At 57.3% G+C, this 19,941-nt stretch carries 18 protein-coding genes; 7 read left to right on the top strand and 11 right to left on the bottom strand.

Annotated features, from left to right (window positions below; all coding sequences use genetic code 11):
- Nucleotides 1-87: 87 nt before the first annotated feature.
- From AACY07_RS08230 to AACY07_RS08200, 7 genes are all read right to left on the bottom strand, one after another.
- Entirely contained in the window at nt 88-3,711 is a 3,624-nt protein-coding gene (locus AACY07_RS08230; protein WP_339474310.1) for a transporter substrate-binding domain-containing protein, read from the bottom strand.
- Nucleotides 3,712-3,719: 8 nt separating this feature from the next.
- Complete coding sequence (locus tag AACY07_RS08225; protein WP_219262499.1) at nt 3,720-4,346, bottom strand: response regulator transcription factor; 627 nt, start codon at nt 4,344-4,346, stop codon at nt 3,720-3,722.
- Between the two features lie 388 nt (nt 4,347-4,734).
- On the bottom strand, nt 4,735-6,066 hold the full coding sequence (locus tag AACY07_RS08220) for a deoxyguanosinetriphosphate triphosphohydrolase (protein ID WP_339474308.1): 1,332 nt from the start codon (nt 6,064-6,066) through the stop codon (nt 4,735-4,737).
- Between the two features lie 107 nt (nt 6,067-6,173).
- A complete protein-coding gene (locus AACY07_RS08215) occupies nt 6,174-6,512 on the bottom strand; it encodes a hypothetical protein (protein WP_133077855.1) in 339 nt (112 codons plus the stop codon).
- On the bottom strand, nt 6,509-6,883 hold the full coding sequence (locus AACY07_RS08210) for a phage holin family protein (RefSeq protein WP_133077854.1): 375 nt from the start codon (nt 6,881-6,883) through the stop codon (nt 6,509-6,511). Before AACY07_RS08210 ends, AACY07_RS08215 begins: the two co-directional genes overlap by 4 nt.
- A gap of 1 nt (nt 6,884) precedes the next feature.
- On the bottom strand, nt 6,885-7,199 hold the full coding sequence (locus tag AACY07_RS08205) for a DUF883 family protein (RefSeq protein WP_339474306.1): 315 nt from the start codon (nt 7,197-7,199) through the stop codon (nt 6,885-6,887).
- 141 nt (nt 7,200-7,340) lie between these two features.
- Entirely contained in the window at nt 7,341-9,074 is a 1,734-nt protein-coding gene (locus AACY07_RS08200) for a cation:proton antiporter (protein ID WP_339474305.1), read from the bottom strand.
- A 210-nt stretch (nt 9,075-9,284) separates the two neighbouring features.
- Between AACY07_RS08200 and AACY07_RS08195 the strand changes: the two genes are divergently transcribed.
- Nucleotides 9,285-9,521 carry a glutaredoxin family protein gene (locus AACY07_RS08195; RefSeq protein ID WP_046809656.1) on the top strand — a complete coding sequence of 79 codons (237 nt, stop codon included), beginning with the start codon at nt 9,285-9,287 and terminating at the stop codon, nt 9,519-9,521.
- Between the two features lie 67 nt (nt 9,522-9,588).
- A complete protein-coding gene (locus AACY07_RS08190) occupies nt 9,589-10,479 on the top strand; it encodes a pseudouridine synthase (protein WP_339474304.1) in 891 nt (296 codons plus the stop codon).
- A 75-nt stretch (nt 10,480-10,554) separates the two neighbouring features.
- Here the strand turns inward: AACY07_RS08190 and AACY07_RS08185 are convergent, their stop codons facing one another.
- Both AACY07_RS08185 and mobA read right to left on the bottom strand, forming a co-directional pair.
- Nucleotides 10,555-10,776: a YgdI/YgdR family lipoprotein gene (locus AACY07_RS08185; RefSeq protein ID WP_133077850.1), complete on the bottom strand. Its 222-nt coding sequence runs from the start codon at nt 10,774-10,776 to the stop codon at nt 10,555-10,557.
- Between the two features lie 104 nt (nt 10,777-10,880).
- Nucleotides 10,881-11,450, bottom strand: coding sequence for a molybdenum cofactor guanylyltransferase MobA (gene mobA, locus AACY07_RS08180; RefSeq protein ID WP_339474303.1), 570 nt, complete (start codon nt 11,448-11,450; stop codon nt 10,881-10,883).
- Nucleotides 11,451-11,528: 78 nt separating this feature from the next.
- On the opposite strand from mobA, the gene moaB reads away from it, so the two are divergent.
- Nucleotides 11,529-12,068: a molybdenum cofactor biosynthesis protein B gene (moaB, locus tag AACY07_RS08175; protein WP_133077848.1), complete on the top strand. Its 540-nt coding sequence runs from the start codon at nt 11,529-11,531 to the stop codon at nt 12,066-12,068.
- Complete coding sequence (locus AACY07_RS08170; RefSeq protein WP_339474302.1) at nt 12,052-13,278, top strand: molybdopterin molybdotransferase MoeA; 1,227 nt, start codon at nt 12,052-12,054, stop codon at nt 13,276-13,278. Before moaB ends, AACY07_RS08170 begins: the two co-directional genes overlap by 17 nt.
- Before the next feature lie 75 nt (nt 13,279-13,353).
- On the opposite strand, the gene AACY07_RS08165 is transcribed toward AACY07_RS08170, so the two are convergent.
- Complete coding sequence (locus tag AACY07_RS08165; protein WP_339474301.1) at nt 13,354-14,802, bottom strand: mannose-1-phosphate guanylyltransferase/mannose-6-phosphate isomerase; 1,449 nt, start codon at nt 14,800-14,802, stop codon at nt 13,354-13,356.
- Between the two features lie 158 nt (nt 14,803-14,960).
- Between AACY07_RS08165 and yegS the strand changes: the two genes are divergently transcribed.
- The 3 genes from yegS to AACY07_RS08150 all read left to right on the top strand — a co-directional run bounded on the left by yegS (nt 14,961) and on the right by AACY07_RS08150 (nt 17,762).
- Nucleotides 14,961-15,857, top strand: a complete 897-nt coding sequence (yegS, locus tag AACY07_RS08160; protein ID WP_133077845.1) for a lipid kinase YegS — start codon at nt 14,961-14,963, stop codon at nt 15,855-15,857.
- Nucleotides 15,858-15,948: 91 nt separating this feature from the next.
- Nucleotides 15,949-16,884 carry a chemotaxis protein CheV gene (locus tag AACY07_RS08155; protein WP_339474300.1) on the top strand — a complete coding sequence of 312 codons (936 nt, stop codon included), beginning with the start codon at nt 15,949-15,951 and terminating at the stop codon, nt 16,882-16,884.
- A 71-nt stretch (nt 16,885-16,955) separates the two neighbouring features.
- On the top strand, nt 16,956-17,762 hold the full coding sequence (locus AACY07_RS08150) for an MOSC domain-containing protein (protein ID WP_339474299.1): 807 nt from the start codon (nt 16,956-16,958) through the stop codon (nt 17,760-17,762).
- A 182-nt stretch (nt 17,763-17,944) separates the two neighbouring features.
- On the opposite strand, the gene AACY07_RS08145 is transcribed toward AACY07_RS08150, so the two are convergent.
- Nucleotides 17,945-19,873, bottom strand: coding sequence for a transglycosylase SLT domain-containing protein (locus tag AACY07_RS08145; RefSeq protein ID WP_339474298.1), 1,929 nt, complete (start codon nt 19,871-19,873; stop codon nt 17,945-17,947).
- Nucleotides 19,874-19,941 lie beyond the last annotated feature (68 nt).

Genomic DNA, 19,941 nt, shown 5'->3' with positions numbered 1-19,941 from the left:
TCTCCGCAGACAAAAGCGTGCTGGTGCATGTAAGCATAGTAAAACCGGGCCAAATTGCTCATTTTTTGGTCCGGTTCAGCCGGCGGTTCAGGTGTTGTTAGCCAGCTTTTCAAGTTGCCGGGTCAACGCCTGTTCGAGTTCCTGCAAGGCGCCTTGTACCCGATGGCGAGCCTGGGTGAGGTTGGCCCGGTTTGCCTGCTCCAGCGCTTCACACTGCGTGATCAGGGTATTGGCTCCCACAATGCGGGCCGCGCCTTTTATCCGGTGAGCAATGTCGCCAAATGCTTGCAACTCCCCGTTGTCAGGAATCTCAAGCAACGCTTTGAGATCCTGCCGGTTACTGCGTATCAGCTCTTCCAGCAGGCGTCGGGTCTGTACGGTGTTGTGTCCTGAAAGTGAGTAAAGGCATTCAACGTTGAACACCTGCGAGCAAGGGTAAAGTGGCTCAAGGGTTGTTATTCGTTGGCTCAGCAGGGTCAGGCTGATGGGTTTGAACAGGCAGTCGTCCATCCCGGCCTGCTCGCAGCGCTGGCGCTCTTCAGGTTGGGCATTTGCAGTAAACCCCAGCACCGTACAGGGGGGTTGTTGTAGCGTCCGCTCATGCTGGCGTATGGCTCGAGTCAGGTCATAGCCGTTCATGACAGGCATGTTGCAGTCAGTAATGACCAGATCGAATGCACCCTTTTTCCAGGTTTCGAGTCCAGATGCACCATCGTGTTCTGTGGCAAAACGATGCCCTAAAAATCCCAGTTGCTGGCACATCAGCAACCGATTCGCGGGATGGTCATCGACTACCAGAATATTAAGTTGGCGAGCCGCCGGATTGATTGCAGGTTCTTGCGTTGCAACCATCGGAGAGGGTGCCAGGGTTGGAACCTTGAGTGATATTTGAACCAGGGTTCCAACCTGGGGTTGGCTGCACAGTTCGAGACTGCCGCCCATCATTTCGCACAGGCTGCGGCAAATTACCAGACCGAGACCTGCGCCGTTGAGGGCGAGTTGCCCGCTGTTTTCCACTTGTGCGAAGGGTTCAAACAGGCGTGCCTGATCGCCCTTGCTGATGCCGATGCCTGTGTCTTTGACACTCAACTTGAGTTCAACCTGATCAGCAGTGTTGGTGGGTAGCAAGTTGAGTTCGAGGGTTACCTGGCCTTGTTGGGTGAACTTGATTGCATTGCTGATCAGGTTGGTCAGGATTTGCTTGAATCGAAGTGGGTCGATCAGTACATCGGGGGCGTTGTCTTCGGGATTGAATATCAGGGAAAGGGTCAGGCTTTTTTGCCGGGCCAGGCCATCAAAAACCCTGATCACGGAACTTGCAAGACATCGCAGGTTGACGCGTTCAGGAGACAGATTCAGCCGCCCGGATTCGATGCGGGCAATATCGAGAATATCGCCGATCAGTTCCAGCAGGTCCTTGGCCGAGTTGTAGGCAACCTCAATGGAGGGACGGTCCAGATGTCCCTGGTCGGCACGCTTCAAGGTAAGTTCAAGCAAACCGATCACCGCGTTCATGGGTGTGCGAATCTCGTGGCTCATGGTTGCCAGAAAGGTGCTTTTGGCCCGGTTGGCGTCATCGGCCAACTCTTTTGCAGCGCGGAGTTCATCCAGGAGCTGGCGACGTTCACTGATATCGATCCAGCCTCCGATAATGCCCTGAACCTCACCCAGCGAATCCCGATAAGGAAGGATCCAGTGGTAGATGGTGAACGTTTTGTCGCCAATATTCAGTGGCCGATCAACGATAAGTGGTGTGCCTTCACTCATGACCCGCAAGTAGTCGGCCTGATAATCATGGGCTTCATACGTGTTGTTCAAGAGGCTGCAGGTTTGCATCACCGTTTTGCCTATGATTTCTTCTCGCTTGGCTGAAAAAGCTTCCAGGTAGCTGTTGTTACAGGTTTTAAGAATGCCTTCTCGATCACGCACATAAATTGGGTGAGGCGTGCCATCGACCAGCGCCCGCATGAACTCGAACTGATCACTGAGTGCGCGTTCAGCCATTTTTCGTTGGCGGATCTGACGCCGCATATAGGCATTCCAGACCAGTGACAGCAGCAGTAGAAGGCTTGTGCCAATGATGATCTGGTAGATCAGACGGTGATAATTGCGCCAGTAACTGTCCGATGCCGGAATGTACCCACGCCAGCGGCTGTTGATAATGCCCAGCTCATCTGGAGCAATGCTCAACAGTGCCTTGTTGAGGATTGAGGTCAGTTCGGTGGCATCTCGTGCCGTAGCGAGGGAGAAAGTGGCGGGTTGGGTGCCGATGGTGGCGCTGATTTGCAAACGATCCTGAAACAGCTCGGAACTCAGCAAATAATTGGCAATCACCAAGGTGCTGACCGCACCTTGCACCAGGCCATCGGCCAGAAGTTCTGTGGCGCCATGTATGTCCTCGGTTTCAATCAGGTTTATCTGTGGGTATTCACTGCGCAGGTATTCGGTCAGGGGGTTGCCTTGGGGCAAGGCCAGTTTTTTACCCGACAGCTGCTCAAGGCTTGTGGGTTGTTCATAGCCTTTTGCTGTGAGCAGGACAAATGAGTTCACGAGATAGGGACGAGTGAAGTTGAGGGTGTCCTCCCGGGATACTGAAGGGCTGATGGCGGCGATGATGTCGACTTCGTGTTGATTGATCATCCGGATCATGGATCTGAAGCTTTGTGCGCGCTGTATCTCGAAGCGCAGCCCTGTACGCAAGCGAATCATCTCCAGCAGATCGGCAGTGATGCCTCTGAAATTTCCGTTGGCGTTAAAGAAGGTCAGTGGCACCAGGGTCTCGTTGACGACTACCTTGACCACCGGGTGCTGAGCCAGCCAGCGTTCTTCCAGGTTTGTCAGTTGCAGTTTTTGATCGGAGAGTAAAATGTCACTGCCTGCGCTCCAGCGTTTGGCAATGCTTTCTTGTTCACTGTTGGGCACGGCCTTGAGCGTGGCATTGATGATGTCGAGCAGTTCCAGATTGTCACGGCGTACGGCAAAACTGAAACCGTGGGCCTCGTGCTTGCCAAAATTGGCCATTTTGATGTTCTTCAGATACCCCTTGTTGATCATGTAGTGGGTCGATACCGTGTCGCCCAGAAACACATCGGCCTGATCGAAAGCCACAGCGTTTATGGCGTTTTGATAGGAAGGGTAAGACTGAATGATTGCCTTGGGGTACAGCGCCTTGACCTCATTGAGTGGCAAATAGTGGTAGACCATGCTCAGGCGCAAGCCTGCCAGTCCTTGGGAGAGCGAGCGAGTTTCTCCTTCCCGGGTGACCAGTACGGACTGATCGATGGCGTATGGAGTGGACAGCAACAGGTTCTGGTTGGCGGCTTCGAAGCCATTTGACGTGCCGAGCAGGTCGATCCGTCCCTCTTCAAGTGCCTTGATGGCAGCGTCTCTGGAAGCAAAACGCTGAACTTTTATCGAAACGTTGAGGGCTTTGGCCAGAATGCCAACGTAATCGGCGGTGAAACCTTCGTAGTCCTGACCGCTGTCGGTTATGTCGAAGGGCGGGTAGTCTGCGGTGGACGTACCCACTACAAGTTCGGGGTTGTTCTGTAGCCAATAGCGCTGTGCTTTATTCAGCGGGATGTCCATCTGATAGGAGCCCGAGCGGCTGAGCAATGAAAAGGTTTCAGTGCGGGGTGGCTCGGCGAACACTGATGTACACAGGATCAACCCTGCGAACAGTGATAAATACTTGTTTAACCGCGTGGGCATCCTATTTCTCACACCAGGGCGTTACGTTTGGCCAGTTCGATAAGGTCTACGAGAGAATTGGCTTTTAATTTCTGCATGAGCCTTTTTTTGTAAGTGCTCACCGTTTTGTTGCTGAGGAACATGCCGGTGGCGATTTCCTTGTTTGTTTTACCTTGTGCAAACAGTTTTAGAACCATGAGCTCCCGATCATTAACTTGTTTGAAAAGCTCAATTTCCGAGAAGTTGTCAGTTTCATTTTTTTCAGGAGTCAATGCTTGGCTTGGGAAGTAATTGTAGCCGGAAAATACAGCTTTTATTGCACTGACAAGTTCACTCAGTTCCTCTTGCTTGCACACGTACCCCGCAGCACCGGATTGCATGCAGCGCATGGCAAAAAGCTTGGGAGACTGAGCGGTAAGGACCAGTGTCTTAAGTGTTGAATTCATTGTGTTGAAGCGTGATAACACTTCCAGGCCATCGAGTTTTGGAATGCTGATATCGAGAATTATCAGGTCTGGCACGCACTCCCGGATCATTTGCATTGCATCTACGCCATTGTCGGTTTCTCCGACTATTTCATAACCTTCATGTTCTAACAACATTCGAATGGCCAGCCGGATAACCGGATGGTCGTCGACAATAAAAACGGTGTTCATATTAACGCTCCCATAAACTAATTCATAGAAAGCGCGCACCTTAGCTCAGATATAAGAGCGTGAGCACGAATCGATATGCCTTCAAGCGTAGTATGGGAATTTTCCTACGGTAAATCAGGCGTGAACTCACGCTTTGTTTGAAGTGGTGGAGTATTTTAGTCGTATTTGGAGTTGTGAGTTTAAAGTGGTGGTTAGGAGGTTTGCACTGTCATGGGAATAATCCTACGTAAAGTTTCTTTGTGTCTACATAATGTTTTATGTGTGTCTCTTATATTCGGGTTGTTGTTTTTTTGATTGGGTTGAAAGTTTATAGGAGCCTGCAGTCGGCAGAAACGATCAGTCCGAGAGGATGAATGCCCTCCCTTTGAACAAGGGCGGGCATCAAGTATCAGCCCGGGCTGGATTGGCCCGTCATTGCCCGTGCCATTTCGGTGGCATAGCTATCGGTCATACCGGCGATAAAATCGATGATGCGCATGAACGAGCGATGGAGTGGCCAGTGCGGATCGGGTGCGTTATTGCCCAACAAGTCGAGAATGCGGCGATTTTTGAATGATGGAACTCGTCCTCCATGCTGCTCCAGTGCGGCGCCACAAAAGGCATTGAGCAGGATTTCCAAAGAGGTATAGGCGCCGATTTCATGCAGGGTCTTGCGTTTGTCCTGAAAGATTTTCTTGCGCGCCATGTCCTTGGCATCCAGTACACAGCGCTTGGCCGGGCCGTGCATGTGCTCGACCAGATCCCCCGGCAGAGTGCCGGCCAACAGCGCATCCTGTTGCTCGACAAAGGCCTGGGCGGCAGCGTTGGTCAGATGCTCGATTGCCTTGCCACGCAGTATGGCCAGCTTGCGTCGTCGGGAATCACCGGGGCCCAGCAGGCGGTAGGTTTCCGGCAAGTCATCACCCACCAGATCCAACAGCAGGGACTCGACTTCAGCGTACTGCAGCAGGTCCATCTCCAGGCCATCTTCAAGGTCGATCAGCGCGTAGCAAATGTCATCGGCCGCCTCCATCAGGTAGACCAACGGATGGCGCGCCCAACGCTGGTCTTCTATCTGGGGCAGGCCCAGTTTATGGGCGATTCCTTCGAGCAGGTGCAGCTCGCTCTGGTAGCACCCGAACTTGTGCTTCTTGTAGCCCAGCGAGTCAGCGTGGCGCGCAGTCCAGGGGTACTTGAGGAAGGTGCCCAGCGTTGCGTGGGTCAGGCGCGTGCCGCCATCAAATTGGTGATATTCCAGCTGCGTCAGCACGCGAAAACCCTGGGCGTTGCCTTCGAAACTCAAGAAATCATTGCGTTCAACGTCACTCATGTCGTCCAGCCAGCCACGTTTGGCTGCCTGTTCAAACCAGTTGCGAATGGCATCCTCTCCGGAGTGACCGAAGGGCGGGTTGCCAATGTCATGGGCCAGGCAGGCCGATTGCACCACCATGCCCAGGTCGGCCGGATCGCACCATTCAGGCAAGGCGCTACGGATTGTTTCACCCACGCGCATGCCCAGTGAACGACCGACACAGCTGACTTCGAGTGAGTGGGTGAGGCGGGTATGGATATGATCGTTGCTGTTGACCGGGTGGACTTGAGTCTTGCGTCCCAGGCGACGAAATGCCCCAGAAAAGATAATCCGGTCGTGATCTTTGTGGAAAGGGCTGCGCCCGAGCTCTTCGGGGCTGTGATGAGGTTTTCCCAAGCGTTCGCGATTAAGCAGGGTTTGCCAATCCAAGGCGCAGTGCTCCGTTAATGACTGATGGCGCAGCTTCTCGCTTCAGGCCGGATGCTGCAAGAGGGGCAAGCCCCGTCCTGCAGAATGAAGGAGGGTGGTTGCGCCGCTCAAGGCTTGCGCGATGCCTGGATAACCATCTTGATCAGCGGTATCAAACCTGTGGTCAGGCCTATCCAGCGGGAAGCACCTTCGGCGTTTTTACTTTTGGCGCCTCTGCCTGTCAGAAAACCGAGCAAGGTCACAATCCCGACTCCCCACAGGGGAGCGTGCTTGATTCCAAGGGTTTCCTGCCAGTTGCTGGTCATCCCGCGCATTTTTTGCAAGGGCTGCAGCAACTGTTGGGATTCATGACGAATCTCCTGGCGATGCATTTCCATGCGCAAGCGAATCAGTGTTTTACGCAATTCCTGGCGTGAGGCGTTTTTTGGCAGTTCAGGCAGGCTCATGGCAGCAAACGCTCGCGGTCTTTGGCCAGCTCTTCAAGCGTGGCGTTGAAAGGAGATGATTCATCGAACACCGCGGCTTTGAGGCGCAGCCCGCAAAAAACAGCGGCCAGCGTATAAAACAGACAAAGCCCGATGATGCCCGGGATGCGGTAACTGTCCCAGAGCAAAATCATGACCAGCGCCGACAGCCCGATCAACAGCAGAAGCCCGAACACGAGTGCCAGGCCGGCAAACAACAACAGGCTGACCGTGCGCGCCTTCTGCTCTTGCAGTTCAATGCCCAGCAGCTCGACATGACTGTGCAACAGACCCAGAAACGCGGCACCCAGGCGCCGCGGTGAGGAACGGGGGGTACCTGATTCGTCTGTCATATCAGCGCCGCGTTGCCAGCAGGCCAATCAAAAAGCCTACGCCAGCCGCAATACCAACGGACTGCCAAGGGTTGGTCTGAACGTAATCTTCAGTGGCGATCACGGCGGCTTCGCCACGGTCTTTCAACGATTCCTTGGTTTCTTCCAGTGTTTCACGGGCTTTGTACAGGCTGTCCTTGATCTGGGCGCGCAGCTCTTCAGCTTGATCCCCGGCCAGGGAAGCGGTGTGCTCCAGCAGCCGTTCGGCGTCAAGCACCAGAGCCTGGAAATCGGCCATCAGTATTTCTTGAGCATTCTTTGCTGTTTTGCGGGCCATGATTAACTCCGTTAGTGGCTTGATGATCGTTCGAGTGTAGGTCTTCGGCGAAGGTTCACTCGCTTCTGCGCCTTCGCATGAGCGTTGGCAAGGCGCAGGCAAGAGATGTTTGTGTTGAACAGGGACCAACCTTAGCTTAAATCAATCGTTTTCGCGGGGGGTGGATGCATCACGGGAGTCTGTATTTTCAAAACAGCCTTCAAGCAAGTGATACCGATCATGACGCACTTGATCCACTCGGCGTTGCACGGTTTTTTCAGGCAGCCCAAGCATGATCAGTGCGTGGGAGGCGAGCATAAGGCTGGACTCCAGCAATTCGGGAACCACTTCAGTTGCACCGGCAGCCTTGAGGTCTGCCAGTTGGCTGTCGTCGCGGGTTCTGACCAGGATGGGGACTTCGAGTGTGATCAGCCGGGCCTCCTTGAGCACGCACATGGCGACCTCGGTGTTGTCGACGGCAATCACCAGCAGTCGCGCCCGATCCACGCCGACGGCACGGAGTAAATCCCCGCGACGTGCGTCGCCGTAGTGCACGCTGTTGTCCGTTTTTGTAGCCTCCTGAATGCGGTCAGGGTCGTAGTCCAGTGCGACAAAGTCCTTGTTTTCACGGCGCAAGAACCGCCCGATGGACTGGCCTACGCGGCCATAGCCACACATCACCACGTGCCCGTGCAGTTCGGCACTTTGAGCGGCTATTTCTTCCAGTTCGGCCTCTTCATAGGACTGGCGGTGCAAGCTGGCAGCAATTTTCGGTGCAGCCCTTAACAGCAGAGGCGTCAGCAGCATTGAGCAGAAAGTGGCTGCCAGCAGGTAGCCTGCTATCTCTGGGGGAATGAGCGAGTTGAGCTGCATTTGGGCCATGAGTGCGAAGCAGAACTCGCCGCCCTGGGCCAGTGCCAGGCCACTGCGCCAGGCCGTCTCACCGTCACTGCCGCGCAGCTTGACCAGCAGTGCAACCACGCAGCCCTTGATCAGCATCAGGGCCAGTGTCAGGCCCAGAATCAGGAAGCCATCGTGAACGAATAGTTGCAGGTCAATCAGCATGCCGATACTGACGAAAAACAGGCCCAGCAAGATGTCGCGGAAGGGCCGGATATCGGCTTCAATCTGATGCCGGTAATGGCTTTCGCCCAGCAGCATGCCGGCAAGAAAGGCACCCAGGGCGGGTGACAGGCCGAGCAGGTGAGTGAGCCAGGCGGTGAGCAGCACGATCACCAGCGCCAACAATACAAACAGCTCGGCTGAGCGTGATGCGGCTACTTCGTGGAACAGGCGCGGCAGCAGAAAGCGGCTGGCAAACACAAGCCCGAAAAACAGAATCACTGTCTTGCCCAAGGTTATCGGCAAGGCCCAGTACCAGGCCTGATCGCTGCTGCCAGCGAACACCGGCACCAGGGTCAGCAGCAGCACCGCGACCACATCCTGAAACAGCAGTACGCCGATGGCGTTCTGGCCGTGACGACTGAAGATTTCTCCCAGGCTGGTAAGCTCTTTGCTCACGATCGCCGTGGACGACAAGGCGAGCCCGGCGCCCAGTAAAAATGCACTGTTGAGACTCATGCCAAACGCATACAGCAGGCCGCCCAGCGCAACGGCTGAGCACAGCACTTGCAGGCTGCCAAGACCAAACACTACCCGGCGTAGCTTGAGCATCTTGGGCAATGAGAACTCCAGCCCCAGGGAGAACAGCAGGAACACCACCCCAAGCTCTGCCAGGTCTGGCAGATCCGGGCTGTCATTGATCCAGTCCAGTGCGGTGGGGCCGACGAACAGGCCAACACACAAATAACCCAGCACCGGTGGCAGTTTCAGGCGCCGGAACAGTGCAATGACTACCAGTGACGAGGCAAGGATGATGAGCAAATTGGCAAACACGAAAGTCTTCCCTGTCAGATCGAGTAAAAAAGCCGCGAGCATCCGGTAATTGAGAAGGGATGGCGCTGATGTGGGTCAAGCGTAGTCGCAAGGACTGCAATAGAGCGATTGTATTGCCAGGCCAGCCAAGTGACTGGTGGTGCCGGCTGCAGGTCGACGTCTTCGGGCAAGGCTCTTAAGATGAGCACTTTATTCCTCAGGTCGTTATTTATGCCTCCCGAATGTCAATTGTTCGGCACCCTGGGCTGTCATCTGTGTGAGCTGGCCGAAGCGATTCTAATGCCTTTGGTTGAACATGGGCTGATGGTCGAGCTGGTCGATATCGCCGACAGCGATGCGTTGTTTGAAACCTACGGTCTTCTGATCCCCGTATTGCGCCGGGTTGACACTGGCCAAGAGCTGGGCTGGCCGTTTGATACCGAGCAGGTGGTGAGCTTTCTCGGATAAATCCTGATGGGGTTCACCGGGTCTTTGCGCGATAATCGCCAGCTGCATTTATCGCCTGAGTGTTTCTATGTCGCCCCAGCCTTTCAACGCCGCCGAGCATCAAGCCAGCACTTTGTACCTGCCGCCGGGCAGTTGGCTCACGGTGCTCGACTGCCTGTGTGAGCACTTTCGAGCCATCAGCCGCGATCAGTGGCTCGACCGTATTGCCCGTGGCCGGGTACTGGATGCCAATGGAGCGCCGATCAGTGCGCAGTTGGCCTACAAGGAAGGGCTGCGCATTCACTACTTTCGCGAAGTACCGAACGAAACGCCGATCCCCGTGCAGGAAACCATCCTGTATGCCGATGAGCATCTGGTTGTCGCGGATAAACCGCACTTTCTGCCGGTGACCCCTGCGGGCGAATATGTTGAGCAAACGCTGTTGCGACGCTTGATTCGAACTCTGGATAACCCTCATCTGGTCCCCCTGCACCGGATAGACCGGCACACGGCAGGCCTGGTGCTCTTTTCGGCCAACCCTGAGACTCGCTCGGCGTATCAGTCGTTATTTCCCACGCGTAAAATCGAAAAACGTTACGAGGCAATTGCTCGGGCCTTGCCTGATCTGGAGCTGCCGCGCGTGCACAAAAGTCGCTTGGTGGAAGGCGAACCCTTTTTCCGCATGCAAGAAGGGCAGGGCGTCAGCAACACTGAAACCTTGGTCGATATCTGTGAGAAAAAGGGTGATTTGTGGCGCTACGCGCTGTATCCCGTGACAGGAAAGAAGCATCAGTTGCGGGTGCACATGGCGGCCCTCGGGGCAGGGATCTGCAATGATCCGTTTTACCCTGACGTGATCAAGGACGCCGTCGATGACTATGCCAATCCGCTAAAACTGTTGGCCCAGAGCTTGCGCTTTGAAGACCCGCTGACGGGTGAGGCGCGTTTTTTCGAGAGCCGGATCAAGCTGGACTGGTAACAACATAATCCGCACAAGGGGAATGCGGTTCACGAAAGGGGGGGGAGCGAGCCTGCTCGCTCCCCCAAAGCCGGATTACAGCTCTTTTACGGTGCGAATCTGGTCTTTGTTGATGCGGGTTTTTTTGCCGTCCAATTGCTCGAACTGATAGAAACCCGAGGCATCATCGTACTTTGGCGCATCGACTGTCTGGATTTCACGGCCGTCGTTAAGTGTGATCACTGAAGGCGAAGAGCAGCCAGCAAGGGCAGCCAGGCCAGCAGCAAGCATAAGGGCGGCGAGAGTCCGGTGAGTCATGGTGTATCTCCAACAAGTGAATGTGCTGTTATGGATTACTGTCCCTGAGACGTATACATCGTCTGCAAGTTCCATTGCTAGTGTCTGGCATACGCCTGCGCGGTTTATTCCAGTAAATCCGGGGTGTTGAAATTGATCAGTCGGGGATCATTTTCGGCGCATTGCCAGGCCTGTGCATTGAGCTGAAGCATTATTTTTCGCGGACTGCGCTCACCCGCCTGCCAGGCGGCTTCGAAGGCAGGCGCCAGTGCAGTCGGGATGACACACAGCAGCGGCTCCCACTGTTCGCCGTGGCGCACCATCACCGGTTGATCAGGGTGCTGGCGGGCTGCGTCAAGCAGGGCAGCGAGCAAATCGCTGTCAATGTTTGGTACGTCACAGGGCAGCACCAGCATGTGCGTGTTCCGGGCAGCGGCCAGCCCCGCACGTATCCCTGCCAGAGGTCCGTCAAAGTCATCATTGCCATCACTGACCAGTTGATCGGCGTAGGGTGCGTATTGCTCGCGGTTGCGATTGCACGAAATGATCAGGTCATCGCTCAGCGGTCTGGCGAGGCGCTGCACGAACTCGATCAGCGGCTGGCCCCGCCACGTCACCAGGCCTTTGTCCTGGCCGCCCATGCGCTGGCCGCGCCCCCCCGCCAGCAGCAAAATGGAGCATTGAAACAGGCTCATCCGGTACTCCGCACAACCAGCGAAAAGAAGGGCTGTGATATAACACCGGGCTGTTTATCCTACAACTGGACCTCGTCTATGAAAGCCAAGGTTGATGCACCTTTCGTACCTTTGAACATCGCTGTTCTGACGGTTAGTGACACCCGAACCCTCGAAACCGATACCTCTGGCCAAGTCTTTGTCGATCGCCTGAGCGATGCCGGGCACACCCTGGCGGCGCGGGTATTGCTCAAGGATGACCTGTATAAAATTCGCGCCCAGGTCGCCACCTGGATTGCCGAAGATGAGGTGCAAGTGGTGCTGATTACCGGCGGCACCGGGTTTACCGCCCGCGACAGCACGCCAGAAGCCGTGAGCTGCTTGCTGGATAAACAGGTTGATGGCTTTGGCGAGTTGTTCCGTCAAATCTCGGTGGCCGATATCGGCACTTCGACCGTTCAATCCAGGGCCCTGGCCGGTCTGGCCAATGGCACGCTGGTGTGCTGCCTGCCGGGTTCGACCAATGCGGTACGCACCGGCTGGGACGGGATTTTGGCCGAGCAACTGGACTCCCGCCATCGCCCATGCAACTTCGTCGCCCATTTGAAGCAGGCGCCGGCCTGTGACACCCGTGGGTAAGCCGGGTCGTACAGGCGAGCTGATGCCTGTCGAAGTGGCGTTGGCGCGCCTGCTGGCGCTGGCAGAAGCTGCGCCGATCCGCGACACCGAGTCGGTCCTTCTGGCGGCGAGCGAAGGCCGGGTGCTGGCCCATGACCTGATCTCAAGCCTTGACCTGCCGCCGTGGCCCAACAGCGCCATGGACGGGTATGCCCTGAATGTGGCGGAATGGTCGGGCGAGCCGCTAACGGTCAGCCAGCGTATTTTTGCCGGTGCTGCCCCCGAACCACTGGCTCCTGGGACCTGTGCACGGATCTTTACCGGCGCACCGATGCCAGCGGGTGCGGACTGCGTCGAGATGCAGGAAAACGCCCAGGTCCAGGCCGACGGTCGAGTGGTTTTTACCCATGCCTTGCGTACAGGTCAGAACATTCGTCCTCAGGGGCAGGAAACCACCGTTGGTGAGGTCGTCCTGCCTGCAGGCACGCGCTTGGGGCCGATTGAACAGGGCCTGGCAGCGTCCTTGGGATGCGCAGCACTGGACGTGATTCGTCGGGTCAAAGTCGCGGTGTTGTCCACGGGCGATGAGTTGATCGAACCGGGCCAGCCGTTGGGGCCGGGGCAAATCTACAACAGCAACCGCGTGTTGCTGTGCAGCTGGCTCACGCGACTGGGCTGCGAAGTGGTCGATGGGGGTATTTTGCCTGATGACTTGCCTGCAACCCGTCAGCGCCTGGGTGAGTTGGGGGCGGTCGACCTGATTCTTTCCTCGGGCGGAGTGTCGGTGGGCGAGGCGGACTTTTTAGGTATTGCGCTTCGCGAAGAGGGCGAGCTGGCCTTGTGGAAGCTGGCAATCAAACCGGGCAAACCCCTGACCTGCGGGCATTTCCGCGGTGTGCCGGTGATCGGCTTGCCGGGCAATCCTGCGTCGACTCTGGTGACGTTCGCGCTGCTTGCACGGCCGTACCTGTTGCGCCTTCAGGGCGTGCAAGCCGTCGAACCACTGAAATTCCAGGTGCCTGCCGGGTTCGTCTGGCCCAAGCCGGGCAATCGCCGCGAATACTTGCGCGCACGGTTGGAGCAGGGGCGTGCGGTGATCTACAAAAACCAGAGTTCGGGGGTTTTGCGCAGCGCAGCATGGGCCGAGGGCCTGGTGGAAGTCCTTGAGGAACGTACCCTGGTTGAAGGCGACTGGGTGGGGTTTATCCCGTTGAGTGAAGTGCTGGGGTAAGCCTGGCGTGCTGTAGCCGCTGACGAAGGCCCTTCGATCCTTATCGCAGCCTGCGCCAGCGGCTACACAATCGAGTCATTCAGCGAGGGGCGCTCGCCCATAAATATCAGTCAGGCGCACGATGTCGTCTTCGCCCACATACGCGCCGCTTTGCACTTCGATCATCACCAGATCATGTTCTCCTGCGTTGCTCAGTCGATGAGGGCTGCCGGGGTTGATCAGGGTGGACTCGTTGATGCCGAGGACGAAATCAAGGTCGCCATTAGTCACCTGCGCCGTGCCGCTGACTACGATCCAGTGTTCGCTGCGTTGTTGATGGACTTGCAATGACAGTGCGGCCTGAGGCTTGACCACAATGCGCTTGATCTTGAACCCCGGCCCTTCCTCCAGCACGGTGTAAGTGCCCCAGGGGCGGGTCACTGTACGGTGCAGGCGATAAGCATCGTGGCCCTGAAGCTTGAGCGCCTGGGCGATATGCCTGACGTCCTGGCTGCGCCTGGCATCGGCGACGAGCAGGGCATCCGGCGTGTCGATAATGATCAGGTCATTGAGACCGACCCCGCCCACCAGGCGCTTGGGCGAATCGATGTAGCAGTTGTGTACATCGTGCAGCACGTTTTCGCCATTGCACTGGTTGCCATTGGCATCTGCCGGGCTCAATTCACGTACCGCCTCCCATGAGCCGATATCGCTCCAGCCCAACTGGCAGGGCACTACGGCGACTTTTTGCGAGTGCTCCATCAGTGCGTAGTCGATGGATATATCGGGCACCAGGGCAAAGCTCTGGCTATCCAGTTCCAGATGGCGCTGCTGTTTACCCTGGAACACCTGGCTGTGCTCGAGGCAGTTGATCACTGCAGCCAGAACATGGGGGGCGTGAGTCTTGAATTCGCGCAGCACACTGTCGACGCGCAAGCAAAACATGCCGCTGTTCCATAGATGCAGCCCGCCCTCGAGGTAGTCCTGGGCCGCCTGTGCTTCAGGCTTTTCAACAAACCGCTCGACTTTGTAGCCGTCGCTGCCCAGCTTCTGGCCTTTTTCGATATAGCCAAAGCCGGTTTCAGCCCGGGTTGGCAAAATGCCAAAGGTCACCAGCCAGCCCTGGTCGGCCAGTTGCCGGGCGCGGTCTACCGCCCGGCTGAAGGCGGCAATATCGGTAATCAGGTGGTCGGCGGGCAGCACCAGCAGTTGGGCGTCTTCGCCGTAACGCCGGGCAACGTGCAGCGCGGCAGCGGCGATGGCCGGGGCGGTGTTGCGGCCAAAGGGCTCGAGGATAAAGTCCAGCTCCAGGTCTGCGTTGTTCAGTGGACGATAATCGTCGAGGGTGCGGAAAAACACGTCCCGGTTGGTGACGGTCAGCAACCGGTCCACGTCGCGCAGCCCGATTGCGCGATTGAAGGTCTTCTGCAGCAAGCTCTCGCCATCCGGCAAGCACATGAAGGGCTTTGGCATGGCCTCTCGTGACACCGGCCACAGCCGGGTGCCAGCGCCACCGGCGATGATGCAGGGAACGAGTGTGCTCATTCAAAACGCCTCTAGAATCATTGGATTGCTGTCAGAGGGTGAAGTCTGACGGGTTATGCGGCTTTGATCGACCCGTGGAGGTTAAATCGCGGGTACATGAGTCGTTCTTGCAAGGCTGTTGTCCAAGCTATCAGACCGAATTTGTCGAGGGATGGAACATGAGTGCAGGTAAGGCGTTTTTGATTCTGCATGGCAAGCAAGCGCTCAATGAAGAGGTGCGGGCGGCCGTTGAGCAGCAGCGTGCGGCCGGGTGGGAATTGGCGGTACGCCTGACATGGGAAGCCGGTGATGCCCAGCGTTTGGTGCACGAGGCGCTGGATGCGGGTTATACCCATCTGATTGCGGGCGGTGGCGATGGCACATTGCGTGATATTTGTGAGGCCATGGCGCTGGCCGATACCGAGGCCAGTCTGGTGCCGTTGCCTTTAGGCACGGCCAATGATTTTGCGCGGGCGGCGGGCGTGTCGCTTGAACCGAGCGAAGCCCTGGCCTTGCTCAATGTGCCAGCCCGGGCCGTTGATCTGGGCGAAGTGGGTGGTCAATTGTTTTTGAACATGGCCACCGGGGGCTTTGGCAGTCAGGTGACGGCCAACACCTCGGAGGATCTGAAAAAGGTGCTGGGCGGCGCGGCCTATCTGTTTACCGGGCTGACGCGCTTCAGTGAACTGCATGCCGCCTACGCCGAGTTGCAGGGGCCGGACTTTCACTGGAAAGGCGAGCTGCTGGCGCTTGGGATTGGCAACGGTCGCCAGGCGGGAGGCGGGCAAATGCTGTGCCCTGATGCCCTGGCCGATGATGGCATGCTGGATATCAGTATTTTGCCTGCCCCCCAGGAAATCGTAGGCACCCTGAAAAGCCTGATGGCTGAGGGTTGGGGGCTGGATAACCTGTTCGTCCGGGCGCGTTTGCCCTGGGTTGAAATCAAGGCGGCCGAAGGCCTCTCGATGAATCTCGATGGCGAGCCGCTGGAAGGTGATGCCATGCGCTTTACCGTGCGCAAGGGTGCATTGAAGGTTCACTTGCCCGAGGGCTCGCCTTTGCTGGGCAGTGAGTGACTGCGGGTTAGTTGATGGCTATCCAATATCAAGTTTCCGGGAATCCGGCCGATAACGTCAGTCATCAAGTCCCCACGCTCAGGAGTCACTCATGGCCGGCATTCTCGATACGGTAGACCAGCGCACTCAGTTGGTGGGTGCAAACCGGCTGGAGCTTCTTATGTTTCGCCTGGCCGGTCGGCAGTTGTTCGCGATCAACGTGTTCAAGGTGCAAGAAGTCCTGCAGCTCCCCAAACTGACGCTCATGCCACATCGTCATCCCCACGTGTGTGGCGTGGTCAACCTGCGCGGCAAGACCCTTCCGGTGATCGACCTGTCCCGGGCGATTGGCATGCGGGCCCTGGTGCCCGGCCCGGACAGCACCATTATCGTGACCGAGTACAACCGCTCGGTGCAGGCGTTTTTGGTGGGCGGGGTTGATCGCATCGTCAACATGAACTGGGAAGCCATCCTGCCGCCGCCCGCCAGTGCCGGGCGCAGCCATTACCTGACGGCCATCAGCAAGGTCGAGGAGCAACTGGTCGAGATCATCGACGTGGAAAAGGTCCTGGCCGAAATTGTGCCGTACAACGCCAAAGTCTCACGGGAGAAGCTGGCCGATCCCATCTTCGAACAGGTACGCGGACGAGAAGTGCTGCTGGTCGACGATTCCAGTGTCGCCTTGGCCCAGCTGCGCGAAACGCTTTCGCAGTTGGGGATCAAGATGCACATCGCCAGCGATGGCCTCAAGGCGCTGAACATGCTCAAGGACTGGGCCGACACCGGCCAGGTCATGACAGACAAGTTGCTGATGATTTTCACCGATGCCGAAATGCCGGAAATGGACGGTTACCGTCTGACCACCGAGATCCGAAACGACCCGCGTTTGCGAGATTTGTATGTGGTGCTGCACACCTCTCTGTCAGGCAGCTTCAATGAGTCGATGGTTAAAAAGGTGGGTTGCGACAACTTCCTGTCCAAATTTCAGCCGGACAAACTGGTGGATGTTGTCCGCCAGCGCTTGATACTGGATCAAGTCCCTGCGTGAAACCTTGTGTCTTTTCATGGGTGATCTGCTCGTATACTGTGGCTTTTTTTACCTTGCAGGGAGCATGAGCCATGCTGCGTCTAAGCGCGCTTTATCGTTTTCCACTTAAGTCCGGCAAGGGCGAAAGCCTGCTTCAGGCCCGGCTGGACAAGCTGGGGCTGGTCGGTGATCGGCGCTGGATGCTGGTGGACCAAGCCAGCGGGCGTTTTCTTACCCAGCGCGCCGACCCCAAAATGAGCCAGCTTTCGGCACTCTGGAACGCTTCGGGTGGCTTGACCCTGAACGCGCGGGGCTTTGAAGCACTGGACGTGGCGGTGCCGGATGTCGACACCGACCTGCGTGGCGTCACCATCTGGCGTGACACCTTGCGGGTGCCGGATGCGGGTGATGCCGCCGCCGATTGGTTAAGCCGCTTTATCGAAAAGCCAGTGCGCCTGGTGCATGTGCCACTGGAGCGTGCACGTACCACTGAGGCCGGCTATGGCCGTGATGATGACAAGGTCGCGTTTGCCGATGGCTACCCGCTCTTGCTGATTGGTCAGGCGTCGCTGGATGACATTTCACACAAGGTGGGACGCCCTCTGGATATGCTGCGTTTTCGGCCCAATCTGGTGATCGAAGGCAGCGAGGCCTTTGCCGAAGACGGCTGGAAGCGCATCCGCATTGGTGATGTCGAGTTTCGCCTGGTCAAGTCCTGCTCGCGCTGCATCCTGACCACCATCGACCCGCACACCGGTGTGCGTGATGAGCAGCGTGAACCGTTGGCGACCCTGATGACTTATCGCAAACAGGAAGACGGCATCATGTTCGGTCAGAACCTGGTGAATGATGGCAGTGGCGTGCTGGAAGTCGGGATGCCGGTGACGGTGCTGGAATAACGCCGGAGCTTGTAGTCGCTGAGGAGCGGAGCGAGGCTGCGATCGGCGGCGCAGCCGTCGCGAAACCTGAGTCCCCAATCTATCTGGGCTACGGCGGTGCCTGATTTACGACGGCTGCGTTGGAGTGCCGCACCACGCCAACGCAGCCTCGCTTCGCTCCTCAGCGGCTACACGGATCAGCATTACTGATCATCAAAATACCGCTCATGCCAGTCCACTACCGGCTGTGGCGCATTGAGCTTCTGCCCGTAGATCACCGAATAAGACAGCACGTTCTGCACATACTGGCGGGTTTCGTCGAAAGGGATGCTTTCGATCCAGACGTCGAAGCCCAGATGATTGGCGCCCTTGAGCCACTGCCGAACACGGCCGGGCCCTGCGTTATACGCCGCCGAAGCCAGCACCCGGTTGCCGTTGAACTGGCCATGCACCTGGCTCAGGTAAGCGGCACCCAACTGGATGTTTTTGTCCGGATTGAGCACTTGCTGCGGTGATGCCAGTGGAATATTGAATTTTCGCGCTGTCTCTTTGGCGGTGGCTGGCATCAACTGCATCAGGCCGCTGGCGCCCACGCCAGAGCGGGCGTCATCCATAAAGGCACTTTCCTGACGGGTAATGGCGAACACCCAGCTGGAATGCAGGCCGCGAAGCTTGGCTTCACGCACCAGGGTGTCGCGGTGGGCCATCGGGAATCGAATATCCAGATCATCCCAGTACTGGGCCTGGCTGATGGTTCGAATGGCCGGGAAATACCACTTCAGGTCGTAGGCAAGCTTGGCCTGGGCGACCATTTCATCGCGGCTGAACAGGCGGCTGACGTAGTACCACTCGCGACGGCCATCGACGATCTGCCCGCGGTCATGGAACTCCAGTGCCCGTTGCACACCCGGTGTGTTGCGCACTTTTTTGACCAGTTGCGGGCTGAGCATCAATGGTCTGTTGTTGAGCTGATAAGGCGTCTGCGCCCGATCGGCGGCCAGGAATCCGTAGAAATCACGCTCGTTGGCGACTTTTTTGAACAGCACTTGCGCCTGCGGGTTTTTAGGTTCGGCCAGCTCAAGGCTGCGGGCCTGCCAGTAGCGCCAGCGGCTGGTGGTTGCCAGGTCCTGAGGCAGCTTGCGGGTCAGCTGGTAGGCGTCTTCCCAGCGGCCCAGGCGCAGCAGCAGGCGCAGGCGCCATTCGGTAACAGTGTTGTCCCGCAGCTCCGGGTCATATTTGGTCATGATGTCCAGGCCGCGACTGTCGTAGCGGCGGGCGAATGTCAGACCGATTTCCCGTGCAATGGCGACTTTCTCGTCGCGCGAGAAATGCATGTTGGTGGCGTAGGTGTCGAGCAATGACGCGGCTTTTTCCGGGTCCTGGCGGGCCAGGCGGCGCAGGCCCAGGCCTACGGCGTCAGACATGGCCTCACTGGCCGGAGCAAAGCGTGAAGGCTGGCTCAGCATGTCGGGCTTTTGCGCCACGTCGATCATCAGCCTGGCTTGTGGCCCCAGCGTATTGAGGCCGTTGGCCAGTTGGGTGGCCAGGGCGTAATTGCGCGCTTCGGCGGCAAGCTTGACCCGCTGCCAGCGTTTTTGCTCGGTCAACTGGCCATCGGCGGCCCATTGGCTGAACAATGCATCGCATGCGGCTGGCTGCGCTTTACCGACCAGCCACAGTTTTTCGGCGTTGGCATAGCCTTCGGCCTTGCGGTTGTGCTGCAGCTCATATTGACCGTTGAGGCAGTCCAGTTCGGTGAAGTTGAGTTTTGGGTCGTAATACTTGGCGAAGGTTGCCCAGTCGCCACGGTCTGCGAGCCAGCGCAACCAGCGCAGTTTCATCCAGTTGGCTTGAGGCAGGTCGCCGTGCTCGGCCAAAAACTGCTCAATTTCCGTGTTGTTGGCTGACTTCAGGCGGGCGGTCAGTTCGTCATAGGCAAGATAAGGCGTCAGCGGGTAGCTGCGCAGGGCCGCGGCACTTTGAAAGTAAGGGCCGGAGTCACCCTTGGCCAAGGCACGCTTGGCCTGGTCGTAAAGTTGGCGTTGTTGAGTCAGGTCTGCGCCATGGGCGGCTTGCACGGCACAGCTGGTGAGAAGCAGGCAGGATAAAAAATTGAAGAGACGACTGCGCATGAGGCTTCCGTACTGATAAAAACGCGACGAGCGCAGGTCTGGCCTGCACTGATTATTTCCTAGCTTAG

It is taken from the genome of Pseudomonas sp. RL_5y_Pfl2_69, assembly GCF_963970465.1.
GTDB lineage: Bacteria > Pseudomonadota > Gammaproteobacteria > Pseudomonadales > Pseudomonadaceae > Aquipseudomonas.
This window is presented reverse-complemented; position numbering and strand designations above follow the sequence as displayed.